19 protein-coding genes are annotated in these 15,476 nt (G+C 58.0%); 15 read left to right on the forward strand and 4 right to left on the reverse strand.

Annotation, left to right across the window (positions count from 1 at the left end):
• Positions 1–26 precede the first annotated feature (26 nt).
• The 7 genes from ABWQ00_RS00595 (at position 27) to ABWQ00_RS00625 (ending at position 7,657) form a co-directional block, all read left to right on the forward strand.
• Positions 27–599: a hypothetical protein gene (locus ABWQ00_RS00595; protein ID WP_502908042.1), complete on the forward strand. Its 573-nt coding sequence runs from the start codon at positions 27–29 to the stop codon at positions 597–599.
• The gene (gene ubiB, locus ABWQ00_RS00600) at positions 596–2,173 is read left to right on the forward strand and encodes a ubiquinone biosynthesis regulatory protein kinase UbiB (protein ID WP_353236723.1); all 1,578 of its coding nucleotides are present in this window, start codon (positions 596–598) and stop codon (positions 2,171–2,173) included. The genes ABWQ00_RS00595 and ubiB overlap by 4 nt, the downstream gene beginning before the upstream one ends.
• Positions 2,174–2,198: 25 nt before the next feature.
• Complete coding sequence (locus ABWQ00_RS00605; RefSeq protein ID WP_353236724.1) at positions 2,199–3,674, forward strand: high affinity choline transporter 1; 1,476 nt, start codon at positions 2,199–2,201, stop codon at positions 3,672–3,674.
• Between the two features lie 105 nt (positions 3,675–3,779).
• Complete coding sequence (locus tag ABWQ00_RS00610) at positions 3,780–4,112, forward strand: FmdB family zinc ribbon protein (RefSeq protein ID WP_353236725.1); 333 nt, start codon at positions 3,780–3,782, stop codon at positions 4,110–4,112.
• 45 nt (positions 4,113–4,157) lie between these two features.
• Entirely contained in the window at positions 4,158–4,829 is a 672-nt protein-coding gene (locus ABWQ00_RS00615; protein ID WP_353236726.1) for a DUF502 domain-containing protein, read from the forward strand.
• 45 nt (positions 4,830–4,874) lie between these two features.
• Complete coding sequence (gene aspS / locus ABWQ00_RS00620; RefSeq protein WP_353236727.1) at positions 4,875–6,686, forward strand: aspartate--tRNA ligase; 1,812 nt, start codon at positions 4,875–4,877, stop codon at positions 6,684–6,686.
• 65 nt (positions 6,687–6,751) lie between these two features.
• Positions 6,752–7,657 carry a restriction endonuclease gene (locus ABWQ00_RS00625; RefSeq protein ID WP_353236728.1) on the forward strand — a complete coding sequence of 302 codons (906 nt, stop codon included), beginning with the start codon at positions 6,752–6,754 and terminating at the stop codon, positions 7,655–7,657.
• A 135-nt stretch (positions 7,658–7,792) separates the two neighbouring features.
• Here ABWQ00_RS00625 and rbp read toward each other — a convergent pair whose 3' ends face one another.
• Both rbp and ABWQ00_RS00635 read right to left on the reverse strand, forming a co-directional pair.
• Entirely contained in the window at positions 7,793–8,221 is a 429-nt protein-coding gene (gene rbp / locus ABWQ00_RS00630; protein WP_353236729.1) for an RNA-binding regulator, read from the reverse strand.
• Between the two features lie 238 nt (positions 8,222–8,459).
• The gene (locus tag ABWQ00_RS00635) at positions 8,460–9,083 is read right to left on the reverse strand and encodes an ABC transporter ATP-binding protein (RefSeq protein ID WP_353236730.1); all 624 of its coding nucleotides are present in this window, start codon (positions 9,081–9,083) and stop codon (positions 8,460–8,462) included.
• Between the two features lie 41 nt (positions 9,084–9,124).
• Here ABWQ00_RS00635 and nudB point away from each other — a divergent pair, with 41 nt between their 5' ends.
• The 6 genes from nudB (at position 9,125) to ABWQ00_RS00665 (ending at position 13,647) form a co-directional block, all read left to right on the forward strand.
• Complete coding sequence (nudB, locus tag ABWQ00_RS00640; protein ID WP_353236731.1) at positions 9,125–9,592, forward strand: dihydroneopterin triphosphate diphosphatase; 468 nt, start codon at positions 9,125–9,127, stop codon at positions 9,590–9,592.
• Positions 9,589–10,344 carry an endonuclease/exonuclease/phosphatase family protein gene (locus ABWQ00_RS00645; RefSeq protein ID WP_353236732.1) on the forward strand — a complete coding sequence of 252 codons (756 nt, stop codon included), beginning with the start codon at positions 9,589–9,591 and terminating at the stop codon, positions 10,342–10,344. Before nudB ends, ABWQ00_RS00645 begins: the two co-directional genes overlap by 4 nt.
• A 2-nt stretch (positions 10,345–10,346) precedes the next feature.
• Entirely contained in the window at positions 10,347–11,573 is a 1,227-nt protein-coding gene (gene clsB, locus ABWQ00_RS00650; protein WP_353236733.1) for a cardiolipin synthase ClsB, read from the forward strand.
• A gap of 85 nt (positions 11,574–11,658) precedes the next feature.
• Entirely contained in the window at positions 11,659–12,369 is a 711-nt protein-coding gene (folE, locus tag ABWQ00_RS00655) for a GTP cyclohydrolase I (RefSeq protein WP_353236734.1), read from the forward strand.
• Between the two features lie 2 nt (positions 12,370–12,371).
• Positions 12,372–12,794, forward strand: coding sequence for a BLUF domain-containing protein (locus ABWQ00_RS00660; RefSeq protein WP_353236735.1), 423 nt, complete (start codon positions 12,372–12,374; stop codon positions 12,792–12,794).
• A gap of 37 nt (positions 12,795–12,831) precedes the next feature.
• A complete protein-coding gene (locus ABWQ00_RS00665) occupies positions 12,832–13,647 on the forward strand; it encodes a DUF429 domain-containing protein (RefSeq protein WP_353236736.1) in 816 nt (271 codons plus the stop codon).
• An 81-nt stretch (positions 13,648–13,728) separates the two neighbouring features.
• On the opposite strand, the gene ABWQ00_RS00670 is transcribed toward ABWQ00_RS00665, so the two are convergent.
• Both ABWQ00_RS00670 and ABWQ00_RS00675 read right to left on the reverse strand, forming a co-directional pair.
• Positions 13,729–14,067, reverse strand: a complete 339-nt coding sequence (locus tag ABWQ00_RS00670) for a BrnA antitoxin family protein (protein WP_353236737.1) — start codon at positions 14,065–14,067, stop codon at positions 13,729–13,731.
• Positions 14,030–14,326 (reverse strand): BrnT family toxin, encoded by a 297-nt coding sequence (locus tag ABWQ00_RS00675; protein WP_353236738.1) that lies wholly within the window; start codon positions 14,324–14,326, stop codon positions 14,030–14,032. Before ABWQ00_RS00675 ends, ABWQ00_RS00670 begins: the two co-directional genes overlap by 38 nt.
• 198 nt (positions 14,327–14,524) lie before the next feature.
• On the opposite strand from ABWQ00_RS00675, the gene ABWQ00_RS00680 reads away from it, so the two are divergent.
• Together ABWQ00_RS00680 and ABWQ00_RS00685 are read left to right on the forward strand one after the other, a co-directional pair.
• Complete coding sequence (locus ABWQ00_RS00680; protein WP_353236739.1) at positions 14,525–14,995, forward strand: pyridoxamine 5'-phosphate oxidase family protein; 471 nt, start codon at positions 14,525–14,527, stop codon at positions 14,993–14,995.
• Positions 14,996–15,084: 89 nt separating this feature from the next.
• Positions 15,085–15,474 (forward strand): cupin domain-containing protein, encoded by a 390-nt coding sequence (locus ABWQ00_RS00685; RefSeq protein WP_353236740.1) that lies wholly within the window; start codon positions 15,085–15,087, stop codon positions 15,472–15,474.
• The last annotated feature ends 2 nt before the right edge of the window (positions 15,475–15,476 follow it).

Below are 15,476 nucleotides of genomic sequence, written 5' to 3' on the forward strand. Positions count from 1 at the left end.
GGGACTTTCGGGAATAATCGGGGACTATGGCAACACAGTCCCCTTTTTCATGGGCCGCTCAGGCGCTACCCGACCTGGCCGGCCAAATGGCCCACCAATTCAACACCTCCTTCCAGCCGCCTGAATGGGTGGTTGACGAAGCGGTCAACCGCATGGTGCTGTTTCTGAACCATGTCTTGATGAGCGAGCCTGAAGCCATGGCCCGTTTGGCCCGTCAAAAAGGCCAGCGCATCGAGCTGGTTTGGGAGCGTGTGCAGCTGCAGCTGACGCCAACCCCTGCGGGATTGCTGGCCAGGGGGCACTTTGAGGGTTTTGACCTGCGCTTGACGGTGACCGAAGAGTCACCCGTTTCTTTGGCTTCGGCCCTGGCGCGGGGTGACAAACCCAAAGTTCGGATCGAAGGCGATGTCCAACTGGCCGCTGAGGTCAACTGGTTGATCGACCATGTGCGTTGGGACGCTGAGGAGGATTTGGCGCGCCTGATCGGGGATGCCCCTGCGCACACCTTGGCTCAAGCCGCCCGTCAGGCCATGACGGCTTTGCGCAGTTTTGTCGCCCAGCGCCCAGGCTCTGGGCTGCGCACCGGCAGCGCAGCATGATGCGCTGGGGCCGTTTCGGGCGCGGTGCCTTCATTGTTTTCATCGTCTTGCGCTACGGCCTGGACGAGTTGGTGTTGTCGAGCTTTCAAAAGCCCTGGATTCGCCTGCTGGCCCGAGTTTTGTCGGTAGGACGTGACCTGCGTTCGCCCAGGGCGGTACGCCTGCGGGAAGCGCTCGAGCGGCTTGGCCCCATTTTTGTGAAGTTTGGTCAGGTGTTGTCGACCCGGCGTGATCTATTGGCCCCCGACATCGCCGAAGAATTGGCCAAACTGCAAGACCGTGTGCCACCTTTCAGCTCTGAGATTGCTGTGGCCTCGATAGAGCGGGCGTTTGGCCGTCCGGTTGACGATATTTTTGAAACCTTTGAGCGCGAACCCGTGGCCAGTGCCTCGATCGCGCAGGTGCACTTTGGCACCTTGCGCGGCAAATCGGGCGAAGTGCGTGAAGTGGCGGTCAAGGTTTTGCGCCCAGGCATGCTGCCCGTCATCGACAAAGACCTCAGCCTCATGCGCATGATGGCGGGTTGGGTCGAAAGTCTGAGCACCGACGGCAAGCGCCTCAAACCCCGAGAGGTGGTGGCCGAGTTTGACAAATACCTTCACGACGAGCTGGACTTGGTGCGAGAAGCTGCCAACGCCGCACAGTTGCGGCGCAACATGCAAGGGATTGATTTGGTGTTGATCCCCGAGATGATCTGGGACTTTTGTCACCCCGAGGTCATTGTCATGGAGCGCATGCACGGCGTGCCCATCAGCCAGGTCGACCGTTTGCGCGAAGCGGGTGTCGACATCCCCAAGCTGGCCCGCGATGGTGTGACGCTGTTTTTCACGCAAGTGTTTCGCGACGGTTTCTTCCACGCCGACATGCACCCGGGCAATATCCAGGTGAGCCTCGCCCCCGAGACCTTTGGGCGTTACATCTCCCTCGACTTTGGCATCGTGGGCACGCTCACCGAGTACGACAAGGAGTACCTGGCGCAAAACTTCACTGCGTTTTTCCGCCGTGACTACAAGCGCGTGGCCGAGCTGCACATCGAGTCCGGCTGGGTGCCCGCCGAGACGCGGGTCGATGAGCTGGAGTCGGCCATTCGCGCGGTGTGCGAGCCTTACTTTGATCGCCCCCTCAAGGAGATTTCTTTGGGCATGGTGTTGATGCGCCTGTTTCAGACTTCACGCCGTTTTCAAGTTGAAATCCAGCCGCAGCTGGTTCTGCTGCAAAAAACCTTGCTCAACATCGAAGGCTTGGGTCGCGATCTGGACCCTGAGCTGGATTTGTGGAGCACGGCCAAGCCTTTTCTGGAAACCTGGATGCTGGAGCAAATCGGACCCAAAAAGCTCTGGGAGGAGCTCAAAGCCCAGGCCCCGCACTACGCCAAGTTATTGCCCCAGTTGCCGCGTTTGCTGAGCGATTACCTCAAGCAACCGCGTTCGAACGATGCGACGCAGATCGAGCACCTGTTGGCGGAGCAGCGCAGAACCAACAAACTGCTGCAAACCCTGATTTACGCTGGGCTTGGTTTTGTGGTCTCCTTGGCAGTTTTGCAACTTGCCATGCATTTGCAACTGTTCATGTGATTCTTGATATCTGGAGGGTACGAAGGTGTTGCTGACTTTTGTGATCGCTTATTTGACAGTGACCATTTGCATTGGTCTGTTTGCAGCACGCAGGGTCCATGGGGCCAAGGATTATCTGGTGGCAGGCCGAAGTTTGCCGCTTTACATGAACGTGGCCACGGTATTTGCCACTTGGTTCGGTGCCGAAACGGTGTTGTCGGTCTCGGCCACTTTTGCCAAAGACGGTTTGAATGGCATTCCTGGCGACCCCTTTGGCGCCACGGTGTGCTTGGTGCTGGCCGCTTTGCTCTTTGCCAAGCTGTTTTACCGTCTGAACCTGTTGACCATTGGTGACTTTTACAAGGTGCGGTACGGCAAGTCGGTTGAGGTTTTGACCAGTGTGGCGATTGTGGTGTCTTATTTGGGCTGGACTTCGGCGCAACTGACGGCGCTGGGTTTGGTCATCCATGTGTTGTCCTCGGGTGCCATTGACCTGAACCACGCCATCATGATGGGCGCAGCCGTCGTGCTGGTCTACACCGTGTTTGGCGGCATGTGGTCGGTGGCTTTCACCGACTTGTTTCAGACGGTGGTGATCGTGGTGGGGCTGATGGCGGTGGCCTTGTTGGTAGGGGGCAACGCCGGAGGGTTTGACAAAGTCATTGCTCAAGCAGCAGCCGACGGCAAGTTCGACATGTTCCCGTCGGACATGGACGCTGCGGCTTGGTGGGCCATGGCCGGTGCTTTTTTTGCTTTTGCTTTTGGCTCCATTCCGCAGCAAGACGTCTTCCAGCGCATGACCAGTGCCAAAGACGAAAAAACCGCAGTTCGTGGCACGGTCATTGGTGCCATGATGTACTTTGTTTTTGCATTCATTCCTTTGTATATCGCCTACGCGGCCTTGATCGCTCACCCAGAACTGAAGGCCTTGTTCGAATCGGAAGACGCTCGCGCTATCCAGCGCATCCTGCCCGACTTGGTCTTGGGACAGATGCCCATGTGGGCGCAAATCTTGTTCTTTGGCGCTTTGCTCTCGGCCATTTTGTCCACCGCCAGTGGCGCTTTGTTGGCGCCCACCGCCACTTTCACCGAAAACGTGCTCAAGCCTTTCGTGCCCCGCATGAGCGATCGCCAGTTTTTGCTGCTTTTGCGGGTGACATTGGTCAGCTTCACATCGTGCGCCTTGTTGTTTGCCATGAACAGCACGAGCACCATGTATGAAATGGTGCAAAACGCTTACAACGTGACCTTGACCGGCGCATTTGTGCCCTTGGTTGCGGGGGCTTTCTGGCGGCGTGCCAACACCCAGGGCGCTTTGTTCTCGGTGGTGTTGGGCGTGGGCACTTGGCTGGTGTTCAACTTTTGGATACCCGATACCCTGATACCTGCCAACTTGCTGGGTTTGGCCGCTTCCATCTTTGGCATGTTGCTGGGCTCCCTGACACCCACGATTTTCCCCAACCGGGGTCAGTCCATCGCCAGTGCTTTGGGCCACTCTGCCCACGATTCAGCGGTTCGCTGAACGCCAAGCCTGGGCGCGACCTTGAACCGATGGCCGCTGGGTCGTGATGACTCAGCCAAGCCTATAATTGAAGGTTTTCTTGCATCACCTTCAAAGGCTTTTTCCATGCCCATTTACGCTTACAAATGCGACGCCTGCGGCCATGCCAAGGATGTTTTGCAAAAAATGAGCGACGCGGCCCTGACCGATTGCCCGGTTTGCGGAGCGCCCAAATTCAACAAACAACTCACAGCCCCAGGCTTTCAACTCAAAGGCACGGGCTGGTACGCCACCGATTTCAAAGGCGGAGGCTCGGCAGCCACCACAGTCCCTGCAACGGCCGACGCAGTGGCATCGCCTGCAGCTGCGCCTGCCGTTTCTGCGGGCGGTGACGCGACGCCTGCCTCGACCACTTCCAGCAGTGCCGGAGCCTGCGCGGCTTCTTGCGCCTGCCATTGAAGCTGGTTCAGTTTCACTGAGTTCCGCCCCTCACCGATTGCCCTCATGAAAAACCGCAGCTTCAAACAATACTTCATCACTGGCTTGTTGGTGTGGCTGCCCATGGGCATCACGGTGTGGGTCATCATGTGGCTGGTGGGCGTGCTGGACGCCATCTTCCGGGCAGTGCTTCATGCGGCCGACACCCTGATTCCAGGCATTCATGCCAATGCCGAATACCTGCGTGGTGTGCCCGGTTTGGGTGTGGCCATTGTGGCCGTGTTCATTTTTGCCACGGGGGTGTTTGTGGCCAATATGTTTGGCCAATGGTGGCTGCGCAAATGGCACGGCATGATGAACCGCATCCCCGTGGTTCGCAGCATCTACACCAGCGTCAAGCAGGTGGCCGACACCTTGTTTTCGGGCAGCGGCCATGCCTTCTCCAAGGCGCTGTTGGTGCAATACCCCCGGCAAGGCTCGTGGACCGTGGCTTTTTTAACGGGCACCCCAGGCGGTGAGGTGGCCACCCACATGAACCAGCCCATGGTCAGTGTGTATGTGCCGACGACGCCCAACCCGACATCGGGCTTCTTTTTGATGATGCCCAAAGCCGACGTGGTCGAACTCGATATGACCGTGGATGACGCCCTCAAGTACATCATCTCCATGGGGGTCATGGTGCCTCCCATCCGTGGTCCCAAGCCAGGCGCCGACGCCTTGAAACCACCTGCTGCCTGAGCCGCTTTTTCACCGAACTGTTTTTCCGATTTCAGAGAGTACAACATGTCCATGCGTTCCCATTACTGCGGTCAAGTGACCGAAGCCCTGACTGGCCAAACCGTGAGCCTGTGCGGCTGGGTCAACCGTCGCCGTGACCATGGCGGTGTCATTTTCATCGACTTGCGAGACCGCGAAGGTTATGTGCAGGTGGTGTGTGACCCGGATCGCCCCGAGATGTTCAAAGTGGCCGAAGACGTGCGCAACGAGTACTGCGTGCAGATCAAAGGTGTGGTGCGCGCGCGCCCTGAGGGCACCAGCAACGACGTTCTTAAGAGCGGCAAGATCGAGGTGCTGTGCCACGAACTGATCGTTTTGAACGAATCGGTCACACCCCCTTTTCAAATCGATGACGACAACTTGTCGGAGACGACCCGCCTCACGCACCGCGTGCTGGACCTGCGCCGCCCCTACATGCAAAACAACCTGATGCTGCGCTACAAAGTGGCCATGGAAGTGCGCAAGTACTTGGACGAAAACGGCTTTGTCGACATCGAAACCCCCATGCTGACCAAGAGCACGCCTGAGGGTGCGCGCGACTACCTCGTGCCCAGCCGAGTCCACGACGGCCAGTTCTTTGCGCTGCCCCAGTCGCCCCAGCTCTTCAAGCAGTTGTTGATGGTGGCGGGCTATGACCGTTATTACCAAATCACCAAGTGCTTCCGTGACGAAGACCTGCGCGCTGACCGCCAGCCCGAATTCACCCAGATCGATATCGAAACTTCTTTCCTGACCGAAGAAGAAATCCGCGACATGTTCCAGGGCATGATCAAACGCGTGTTCCAGAAGACCATTGGCGTGGACCTGGGCGAGTTTCCGGTCATGACCTACCAAGACGCCATGCACCTGTACGGCTCGGACAAGCCTGACCTGCGCGTGAAACTGCAGTTCACCGAAGTGACCGACGTCATGGGCGATGTGGACTTCAAAGTGTTCTCGGGTGCCGCCAACATGAAGGGCGGCCGCGTGGTCGCCCTGCGCGTGCCCAATGGCTCGGTCGAAGGCGGCGGCATCAGCCGTGGTGAGATCGACGCCTACACCGAGTTCGTCAAGATCTACGGTGCCAAGGGCCTGGCCTACATCCGCGTCAACGACCTGTCCAAAGGTCGTGATGGCTTGCAGTCGCCCATCGTGAAGAACATCCACGACGCGGCCTTGACGGCTGTGCTGGAGCGCTCGGGTGCCCAAAACGGCGACCTGATCTTCTTTGGTGCCGACAAAGAGAAAATCGTCAACGACGCCATCGGTGCCCTGCGTATCAAGATTGGCCACAGCGCCTTCGGCAAAGCCAACGGCCTGTTTGAAGACCGCTGGGCCCCCATGTGGGTGGTGGACTTCCCGATGTTCGAATACGACGACGAAAGCCAGCGTTACACCGCCGTGCACCACCCCTTCACCGCGCCCAAAGACGGCCACGAAGACTGGATGGTCACCGCGCCCGAGAAGTGCATCTCCAAGGGCTACGACATGGTGTTGAATGGCTGGGAAATGGGTGGTGGCTCCGTGCGTATCCACCGCGCTGACGTGCAGCAAAAAGTGTTTGACGCGTTGAAGATCACGCCCGAAGAAGCCCAACTCAAGTTTGGCTTCTTGCTCGACGCCCTGCAATACGGTGCGCCTCCGCACGGCGGTTTGGCCTTTGGTCTGGACCGCATCGTCACGCTCATGACCGGTGCAGAGTCGATTCGTGATGTGATCGCCTTCCCCAAGACACAACGTGCTCAGTGCTTGCTCACGCAAGCGCCAAGCCCGGTGGACGAAAAGCAATTGCGCGAATTGCACATCCGCCTGCGCAATGTGGATGCGGTCAAGCAATAATAATTTTTGATGCTAAATTGAAGGGTGCGATTCTTGGAGTCGCACCCTTTTTTACTGAGACAAACATGCCGATTCCTGATTTCCAGAGTTTGATGCTTCCATTGATGAATTTGATAGCAGACGACAAAGAGCATGCAATCAGGGATGCCACGTTGACGATCGGTCAGCAATTTAATCTCTCGGAATCTGAATGGGCTGAGATGCTTCCAAGTGGACGCGCTCCTCTTTTTTACAACCGCCTGGCATGGGCAAAAACACACCTCAAAAAAGCCGGGCTCATCGATCAGCCGAGGAGGGGTGTGATTGTCATCACCGAAAGAGGTCGGCAAGTTTTGTCGACACATCCCACCAAAATTGATCTTCGTTTACTTGAGCAATTTCCCCAGTCGACTCAGCCCATCTTGGCATCTAAAACTGCGGCGGTTGATGCGGCTGAATCCGTGGCCAGTGCATCCCCAGAAGAGGTTTTAGAGCGTGCGCATGCGGAAATGTCGCAAGAGTTGGCGGATGAGTTGATTGAAATCATCAAGCAATGCAGTCCAGAATTTTTCGAGAGACTGGTGGTTAAGTTGCTTCTCAATATGGGGTACGGCGGCAGTCAAATCGAAGCGGGTAAAGCCGTTGGTAGATCTGGTGACGGCGGTATTGACGGCGTTATCAACGAGGACCGACTTGGTTTGGATGCTATTTACATCCAGGCAAAACGCTGGGAAGGATCTGTGGGTGAGGGCCCCATTCGTGACTTTAAGGGAGCACTTGATGCCAAAGGTGCGAGTAAAGGCGTATTTATCACCACGAGTACTTTTACGCCAGCAGCGGTGGCTGCAGTAAAAAACAGTCGTTCCTACAGGATTGTTTTGATCGACGGTGTTCGATTGGCGCAATTGATGATTGAGCACGACCTGGGCGTTTCAATTACAGCCACCTATCAACTGAAAAAAATAGACTCTGACTTCTTTGCAGACGAATAAGCCACGAGTGAGCAAATAGGCCCACAAAAAAGGCTTCAAAACCGAGGTCTTGAAGCCTTTGATGCCTGTGCTCAGCTTGACACTGAGCCAGAAAATTTGCAACGGCATTGCTGCCGTTTGCGGGGTTTGCAGGGCTTAGTAGCCGCCGCGGCCGCCGCCGCCACCGCCGTAGCCGCCACCGCCGGAGCGATCGCCACCACCGCCGTAGCCGCCACCGCCGGAACGGCCGCCGCCGTAGCCGCCACCGCCGGAGCGATCACCGCCACCGCCGTAACCGCCACCACCACCGAAGCCGCCAGTACGAGGAGGACGTGCCTCCATCGGACGGGCTTCGTTCACGGTGATGCTGCGACCACCCAAAGATTGGCCATTCATGCCGTTGATCGCGGCTTGGGCTTCGGCATCGCTGCCCATTTCCACAAAACCGAAACCTTTGGAGCGACCGGTGTCGCGTTCCATCATGACTTTGGCGCTGGTGATGGCGCCGAATTCGCCGAAAGCCTGTTGCAGGTCTTCGTCGCGAACGGTGTACGGCAGGTTGCCGACGTAAAGTTTATTGCCCATGGGGACTCCTGAAAAACACATGAAAACAAAAGCGATGGGGTCCCGAAAGCACAACAAACCTGAAAAGTGCCGCCGTAGCGCGCGAAACTGACCGATCACCTGACTTGTGACATTTTTTACAACGTTCACGCACGCATTATGGGGCATAGCGTGGAAACGCCCTAAAACTCACGCAATGCACTGGATATGCCCTGACTTTTCAAAGGCGTCTCGCGCGGCTCAAGAGCGGTTCGAAAGGTCAGTGCTTGTGTCGACTCAAATCCAGCACGCTGTTGGGTGTCAAGTCTTGTGGCGCTTCGTAATCGGCCACGATCCAGGCGCGGCTGGGGTGCGCAGCGGCTTCAGCCAAAAAATCCTTGATCACGCGTACCGAAACTGCGTCCAAAGAGACAAAGGGTTGGTCGAGCAAAGTGATGCTGGCGCCCGAAGCCAAGGCGGCCACCAGCATCACTTTGCGGCGGCTGCCTGTGGACAGCATGAACAATGGCTTGTGTCGGTGCCGTTCCATGTCGAGGGCTTCGATGAGGTCTTGTTCAAGCGCGTGCTGCCAGTTGGGATAGAGCGTTTTGAGCTGGTCCCAGCAGGCTTGCACGGTGGTCTGGTCGTGTTCACCGCCTTTCAAGTCGGCCCAAAACACCCTATCCGATGGCCTGTCCACAGTCCCGTGAAGTGCAGGCAAATCACCCGCCAGCAAACGCAATAGGCTGGTTTTGCCGCAGCCCTCATCACCGCACACCCAATGGAGGCCAGGTGTCCATTCGTAAGACAGTTCATGAACGATGGTTTCGCCCGAGGGACCGCCACTCAAATGGTGGCTGCGAAGCAGTGCGGGCAAAGCGCTTGTCTGGCTGGTATTTGACATGGTCTCATCCTACCAAGGCCTGTGCTGCCTAGAATGAGGCTGTGGACGAAACCATTTACAAAATTCCTGAATCCGTGTTGGTGGTGATTTACACCCCACAGCGCGAGGTCTTGCTGATCCGCCGTGCCGATGCAGGCACCTGGCAATCTGTGACGGGCAGCAAAGACCACAGGGCCGAAACTTGGGTCGAGACGGCCATTCGCGAGGTTCAAGAGGAAACCGGCCTGGATGCCCAACACCCTGACTGCCATCTGCAAGATTGGCAGCTTGAAAATGTGTACGACATCTACCCGGCTTGGCGCTGGCGCTACCACCCCGATGTCAGCCGCAACACGGAGCGCGTGTTTGGGCTGTGTGTGCCCCAAAAAATGCCGATCACCTTGAGCCCCAGCGAACACACCGAATGGCAATGGCTCGATTGGCAGGCCGCCGCCGACCATTGTTTTTCGGCCTCCAATGCCGAAGCCATATTGATGTTGCCGCGCTATATGACGGACATGTCGCCATGAAGCCCGAGCGCCATGAACACCCTGTGTTGCGGGTGGCGACCTACAACATCCACAAGGGTGTGCAGGGGATGGGCCCTGCGCGGCGTTTGGAAATCCACAACTTGGGCCACGCTGTGGAGCAGTTGGATGCCGACATGGTTTGCCTGCAAGAGGTGCGCAGCGTGCACCGACGCGAAGAGCGATTTTTTGCTCATTGGCCGAGCTTGCCGCAAGCCGAATTTTTGGCGCCCGAGGGGTACGAGGCCATTTACCGCACCAATGCCATCACGCGCCACGGCGAACATGGCAATGCGATGCTGTCGCGTTGGCCTGTGTTGACGCACCAACACCGCGACATCTCGGACCACCGATTTGAGCAGCGGGGGTTCTTGCACACCCAAGTCGAAGTCGTTGACCGTGTGGTGCATGTGCTGGTGGTGCATTTGGGACTGGTGCCTGCCAGCCGCGTGCGCCAAGTGGTCAGCCTGTTGGCGCACATTGAGCAAGACATTCCTGCCCATGAGCCGGTGTTGGTGGCGGGCGACTTCAACGACTGGGGAACGGGCCTTGGCCGGCGCATGGCGCAAGCGGGTTTTCGTGAATGGCGCGAAAAGCCCACGCCCACTTACCCCTCGCGTCTGCCCTTGAACCAACTGGACCATGTGTACGCCCGAGGCCTGACGCCGGTGCACGCCATGGTACCGACGGGCCGGATTTGGCAACGCATGTCGGACCACTTGCCATTGGTGGCAGAGTTTGCCTGGAACGATTGAGCATGCGGCACAACCCCGCCTTGACCGATGGCCACCACATTCGATTGATCGAAGGGGGGCAAGCGTATTTCGAAAATTTGACTCAGGCCTTGGACCAAGCGCAATCGCATGTGCTGTTGGAAACCTATATTTTTGATGTGCATGGGGCCGCCATCGGTGTAGCCGAAGCGCTGGAGCGGGCTGCCCTGCGGGGCGTGCGGGTGTGGTTGGTGGTGGATGGCGTGGGCACGCCCAAGTTGCCCGATGTCTGGCGCGCGAGACTTGAACAAGCCGGCGTTGAATGCCGGATTTATTCCCCATTGGGCGCTTTGGGCTTGCTCATTCCCAGTCGTTGGCGTCGGCTGCACCGCAAGCTGTGCGTGGTGGACGGTCACACTGCTTTTTGCGGCGGCATCAATATTTTGGACGACTGGTACGACCCGCACCATGGAACTTTGGCCCGGCCGCGACTTGATTTTGCGGTTCGTGCTCAGGGCGAGTTGGTGGGGAAAATCCAGGACAGCATGGCGCAGCTTTGGTGGCGTTTGCAGGGCGCACAGCATGCGCGAGAACGACAAATTCCGCAGGCTTGGCGCTCGTTCAAAGCAGCAGGTTTGCCCCTGCCTTGGAAGCAATCGCCCCCCTTGCCGGACGGGTCCTTGCCTTCGAGTCGGGCGGCTTTGCTGTTGCGCGACAACGTGCTGCACCGCAACCAAATCGAGCGGGCTTACCTCAAAGCCATTGGCCTAGCTCGCCATGAGGTGGTGATCGCCAATGCCTACTTTTTGCCGGGCCGCAGGCTTCGCCAAGCTTTGGTCCATGCCGCCCGGCGCGGCGTGCGTGTGAGATTGTTGGTGCAAGGACGCTACGAATACTTCATGCAATACCACGCGGCTCGTCCTGTGTATGGGATTTTGTTGGCGGCGGGTGTTGAGATTTACCAGTACGACGCCAGTTTTTTGCACGCCAAAGTGGCCGTGGTCGATGCCCACCATGAGCGTCCCTGGGCCACAGTGGGCTCGTCCAATCTGGACCCGCTCAGCCTCTTGTTGGCGCGCGAGGCCAATGTGGTGGTGGCGGATGGCGTGTTTGCGCAACATTTGCACCTGCGTTTGAGCGAGGTGATCGCCACCCAAAGCACGCCTGTGGAAGAGTCCTTCAAGCACCGCTATTGGCACCAGCGTTGGCGAGACCGCATGGCTTTTGGACTCATGCGCTTGGCGCTTTTCATCACGGGGCACCGTTATTGAGGGGCTCACAAGGCAAACCCCTGATCCTTGTGCGTCGATCAATCGCTGTTAGGATCAACCCCATGTTAATGAACCCCCAGATGCCATGACTGCTTCTGCCGCCACGCCCGACGACGAAGGCGTACCCGTATCCGTCAAGATCCGCGAGCGCATCCACGCTGCCCGCAAACGCTTTCACGCCAACGACAACATCGCCGAGTTCATTGAGCCCGGCGAATTGGAAAAACTGTTGGATGAGGTGACCGCCAAAATGTCGGGCGTGTTGGACAGTTTGGTGATAGACACCGTCAACGACCACAACACAGGCGACACCGCTCGCCGCGTGGCCAAGATGTACCTGAAAGAGGTGTTCAAGGGTCGCTATGTCGAAGCCCCCGAGATCACCGAGTTCCCCAATGCCGAGCACCTGAACGAGCTGATGATCGTTGGCCCCATCACGGTGCGCAGTGCTTGCAGCCACCACTTTTGCCCGGTGATTGGCAAGATCTGGATCGGTGTTTTGCCCAACGAACACACCAACGTGATTGGCCTGTCCAAGTACGCCCGCCTGGCCGAATGGATCATGGGCCGCCCCCAGATCCAAGAAGAAGCCGTGGTGCAGCTGGCCGATTTGATTCAGCGCAAAACCCAGCCCGATGGTTTGGCCATCGTCATGGAAGCCAGCCACTACTGCATGGGCTGGCGCGGCGTGAAAGACATGGACAGCAAGATGATCAACTCGGTCATGCGCGGTGCCTTTCTCAAAGACCCGAACCTGCGCCGCGAATTTTTGTCATTGATTCCCAAAAAGGATTGACCATGTTGGTACGCCTGCTTTACGCCAGCCGTGTGGTGGATGACCGCCCTGAAACCATCGATGCGATTTTGACGCGTTCGCGCCAGTTCAACCCCAGCACCGGCATCACCGGCATCCTTTGCTATGGCGGCGGTATCTTTTTGCAAGCCATCGAAGGTGGACGCAGCGCCGTGAGTGAACTGTATGGCCACATCCAAAAAGATGCGCGCCACAAAGACGTTGTCTTGCTGCATTACGAAGAAATTTCTGAGCGACGTTTTGGCGGTTGGACCATGGGCCAGGTGGACGCATCGCGCGTTAACACCAACATCTTGCTCAAATACTCCGAGCGTGCCGAGTTGGACCCTTACAACGTGTCGGGCAAAGTCTCACTGGCCCTGCTTGAAGAGCTGATGGCCACCGCGTCCATCATCGGCCGCGCCTGAGCCTTGAAGGCGCGACGCCCTCGTCGCGAAGTGAACCATGAATCTGATCGGCTGCGACTTCTCCAGCAGCCCCTCCAAACGCAAGCCCATCGTGCTGGCGCTGGGCCAAGTCCGGCGGGACAGAGTGCAGTTGCAGGGCCTGCAAACCTTGGACACCTTGACTGCGTTTGGTGCTTGGCTGGCGCAGCCTGCCGATTGGGTGGGCGGTTTCGATTTGCCTTTTGGCCTGCCGCGTGAGCTGGTCGAGACCTTGGGCTGGCCCACTGACTGGGCTGCCTGCATGGACCACTATTGCGACTTGGAGCGTGCTGAGATTCGCGAACAGTTTGCTGCGTTTTGCAACGCCCGCCCTGCAGGCGGCAAGTTCGCGCACCGCGCCGCCGACCGGCCCGCAGGCTCCAGCCCCTCCATGAAATGGGTCAACCCGCCTGTGGCCTACATGTTGCACGCGGGCGTGCCCCTGTTGCGCCAAGCGGGTGTGCACCTGCCCGGCCTGTGTGCGGGCGATGCCCGGCGTGTTGCGCTGGAGGCCTACCCCGGCCTGCTGGCGCGTGAGGTGCTGGGCAACACCAGCTACAAAAGCGACGACAAAGCCAAACAAACCCCCGAGCGCCTGCTTGCCCGGCGTGAACTGCTGAGCTCATTGGAGCGCGGCCAAACCCACCTGGGCCTGCGCCTGGTGGCCAGCAATGCGCTGCTGGGGCGTCTCGCCGACGATGCCAGCGGCGACGCGCTCGACGCCACCCTTTGCCTAATGCAAGCGGCTTGGGCGCAACAACGGCACGAAGCCGGGCACCCGCAATACGGCTTGCCGCCGTTTGATTCGTTGGAGGGGTGGATCGTTACCTGTTGACGCAGGTCCAATACGGAACAACTGGGGGACAGTTTCCGGTTGGCGTCAACAAGCGGAAAACTGTTTTAGAAGGTCTGAGTCTCAAACAGGTGATTGCGTCTTGAGCCAATCGCGCAGCGCGGTGTTCATGCGGGTTTGCCAGCCAGGGCCGCCAGCGCGAAAGGCGGCCAGCACATCGCGATCTATCCGGATGGTGGTGGATTCTTTGTCGCTTCCTGTGGGGCGTCCGCGTTGTCTGCGGTAGGTCTCGATGCCCGCCTGCATTTCTTCAAGCGTCAGCGGGCGTTCATTTTCATTTTGGCCGTCCCATACATAGGGCGCTGAGGCCTCAACTCGGTTTTTCTGCGTTTTCGTTTTCCCCTGGGCCGAGGCTGTGCGCAATTCATCGAGCGTCATCGAAATCGTTTTTGAGCCACTCATGGTAGGCGGTCCTTTCTTCTTCACTGGCGGGCCTGAAGCTGATGATCCGCATCGCGCTTTGTCGCGAGACATACACCACCGTCAGTACAGCCAGCACATCAAACACATAGGCAAATGCTTGGGTGCGCAGTTCTAGGTTTCGAACACTTTTCACGTCCAGTCGATATTTGCTGTCCAGCACCATCACGGCGTCAATGAAGTCCAAACCGTGCTTGTCCAAATTGGTTTGCCGTTTATCGGGGTCCCAAAGTATGTGCATATCGGTTCATTTATTGTAGTAACGAAAATTTCGAAGTCAATCATCGGATACGCCAAAAAGCGCCTTGGATGAGATATCGATAGATGGGAATGTTGCCTTTGTTATTCAAATAATGAATCAGGGTATACGATGAGGCCTGATTTGCTGGGTTGCTGGAAATGCGCAAGCTCAGAGCGATTCACACGAAGGAGAGTGCCGATGACCCTTTTGCATGAACCCGTCCAAGAAGCCGCTCGCCGGAGCGTGCTGTGCTGGCTGGCCACCGTGGATGCCGAGGGTCAGCCCAATGTCTCGCCCAAAGAGGTTTGGGCCATTGCCGACGATGCGCATGTGGTGGTGGCGAACATCGCTTCACCCCATTCAGTCCGCAACATCGCGCATCAGCCGAAGGTTTGCCTGAGTTTTGTCGATGTCTTCGTGCAAAAGGGCTTCAAGCTGCTGGGCATGGCGCGCGCGGTGCGTGCAGCCGACCCAGAATTCTCTGCATGGGCCGCGCCATTGCTTCCCATGGTGGGCCAACGTTTTGTCATCCACAGCGTGCTGGTCATTCGTGTCACATCGGTGGCCCCCATCGTGGCACCCAGCTACCGTTTCAATCCGGATGAAACCACAGAGGCGTCGCAAATCCAGGCGGCCATGCGCGCCTATGGTGTGCAGCCCAGGGTCTGAGTCCACCTGCAGACAGGCCGCTACGGTACAAGCCGTTACGATAGCCCATCACCCTCCCATTCGGGTGGCGACCCATTCAGGAGATGCAGATGACGACACAAGGTTTTGTGGTGACCCACGCCAAAGATGCGCGGTTCGAGCGTGGTCTGCGCTCGTTTTTTGAGTACCGTGATTTGGGGCTCAATCAGGCCACGCAAGGGCGTGTCACGGCCAGTGTGATCCGCGCTGCTGGGGGGCATGAATTTTCCAGTCAGCCGCATTTGCACCACACCGAGTTCCAGCTGGTCTATGTGCTCAAGGGTTGGATCGAGTTTGAATACGAGGGCCAGGGAGCGGTTCGGCTGGAGGCCGGCTCCTGTGTGCACCAGCCGCCGGGCATTCGTCACCGCGAGCTGGGCCATAGCGAGGATCTGGAGTTGCTCGAAGTGGTGCTGCCTGCCGACTTCAAGACCGAGACGGTGGACAGCGTTAACCCCTGACC

Source organism: Limnohabitans sp., from assembly GCF_040400975.1.
Classification (GTDB): Bacteria; Pseudomonadota; Gammaproteobacteria; order Burkholderiales; family Burkholderiaceae_C; genus Limnohabitans_A.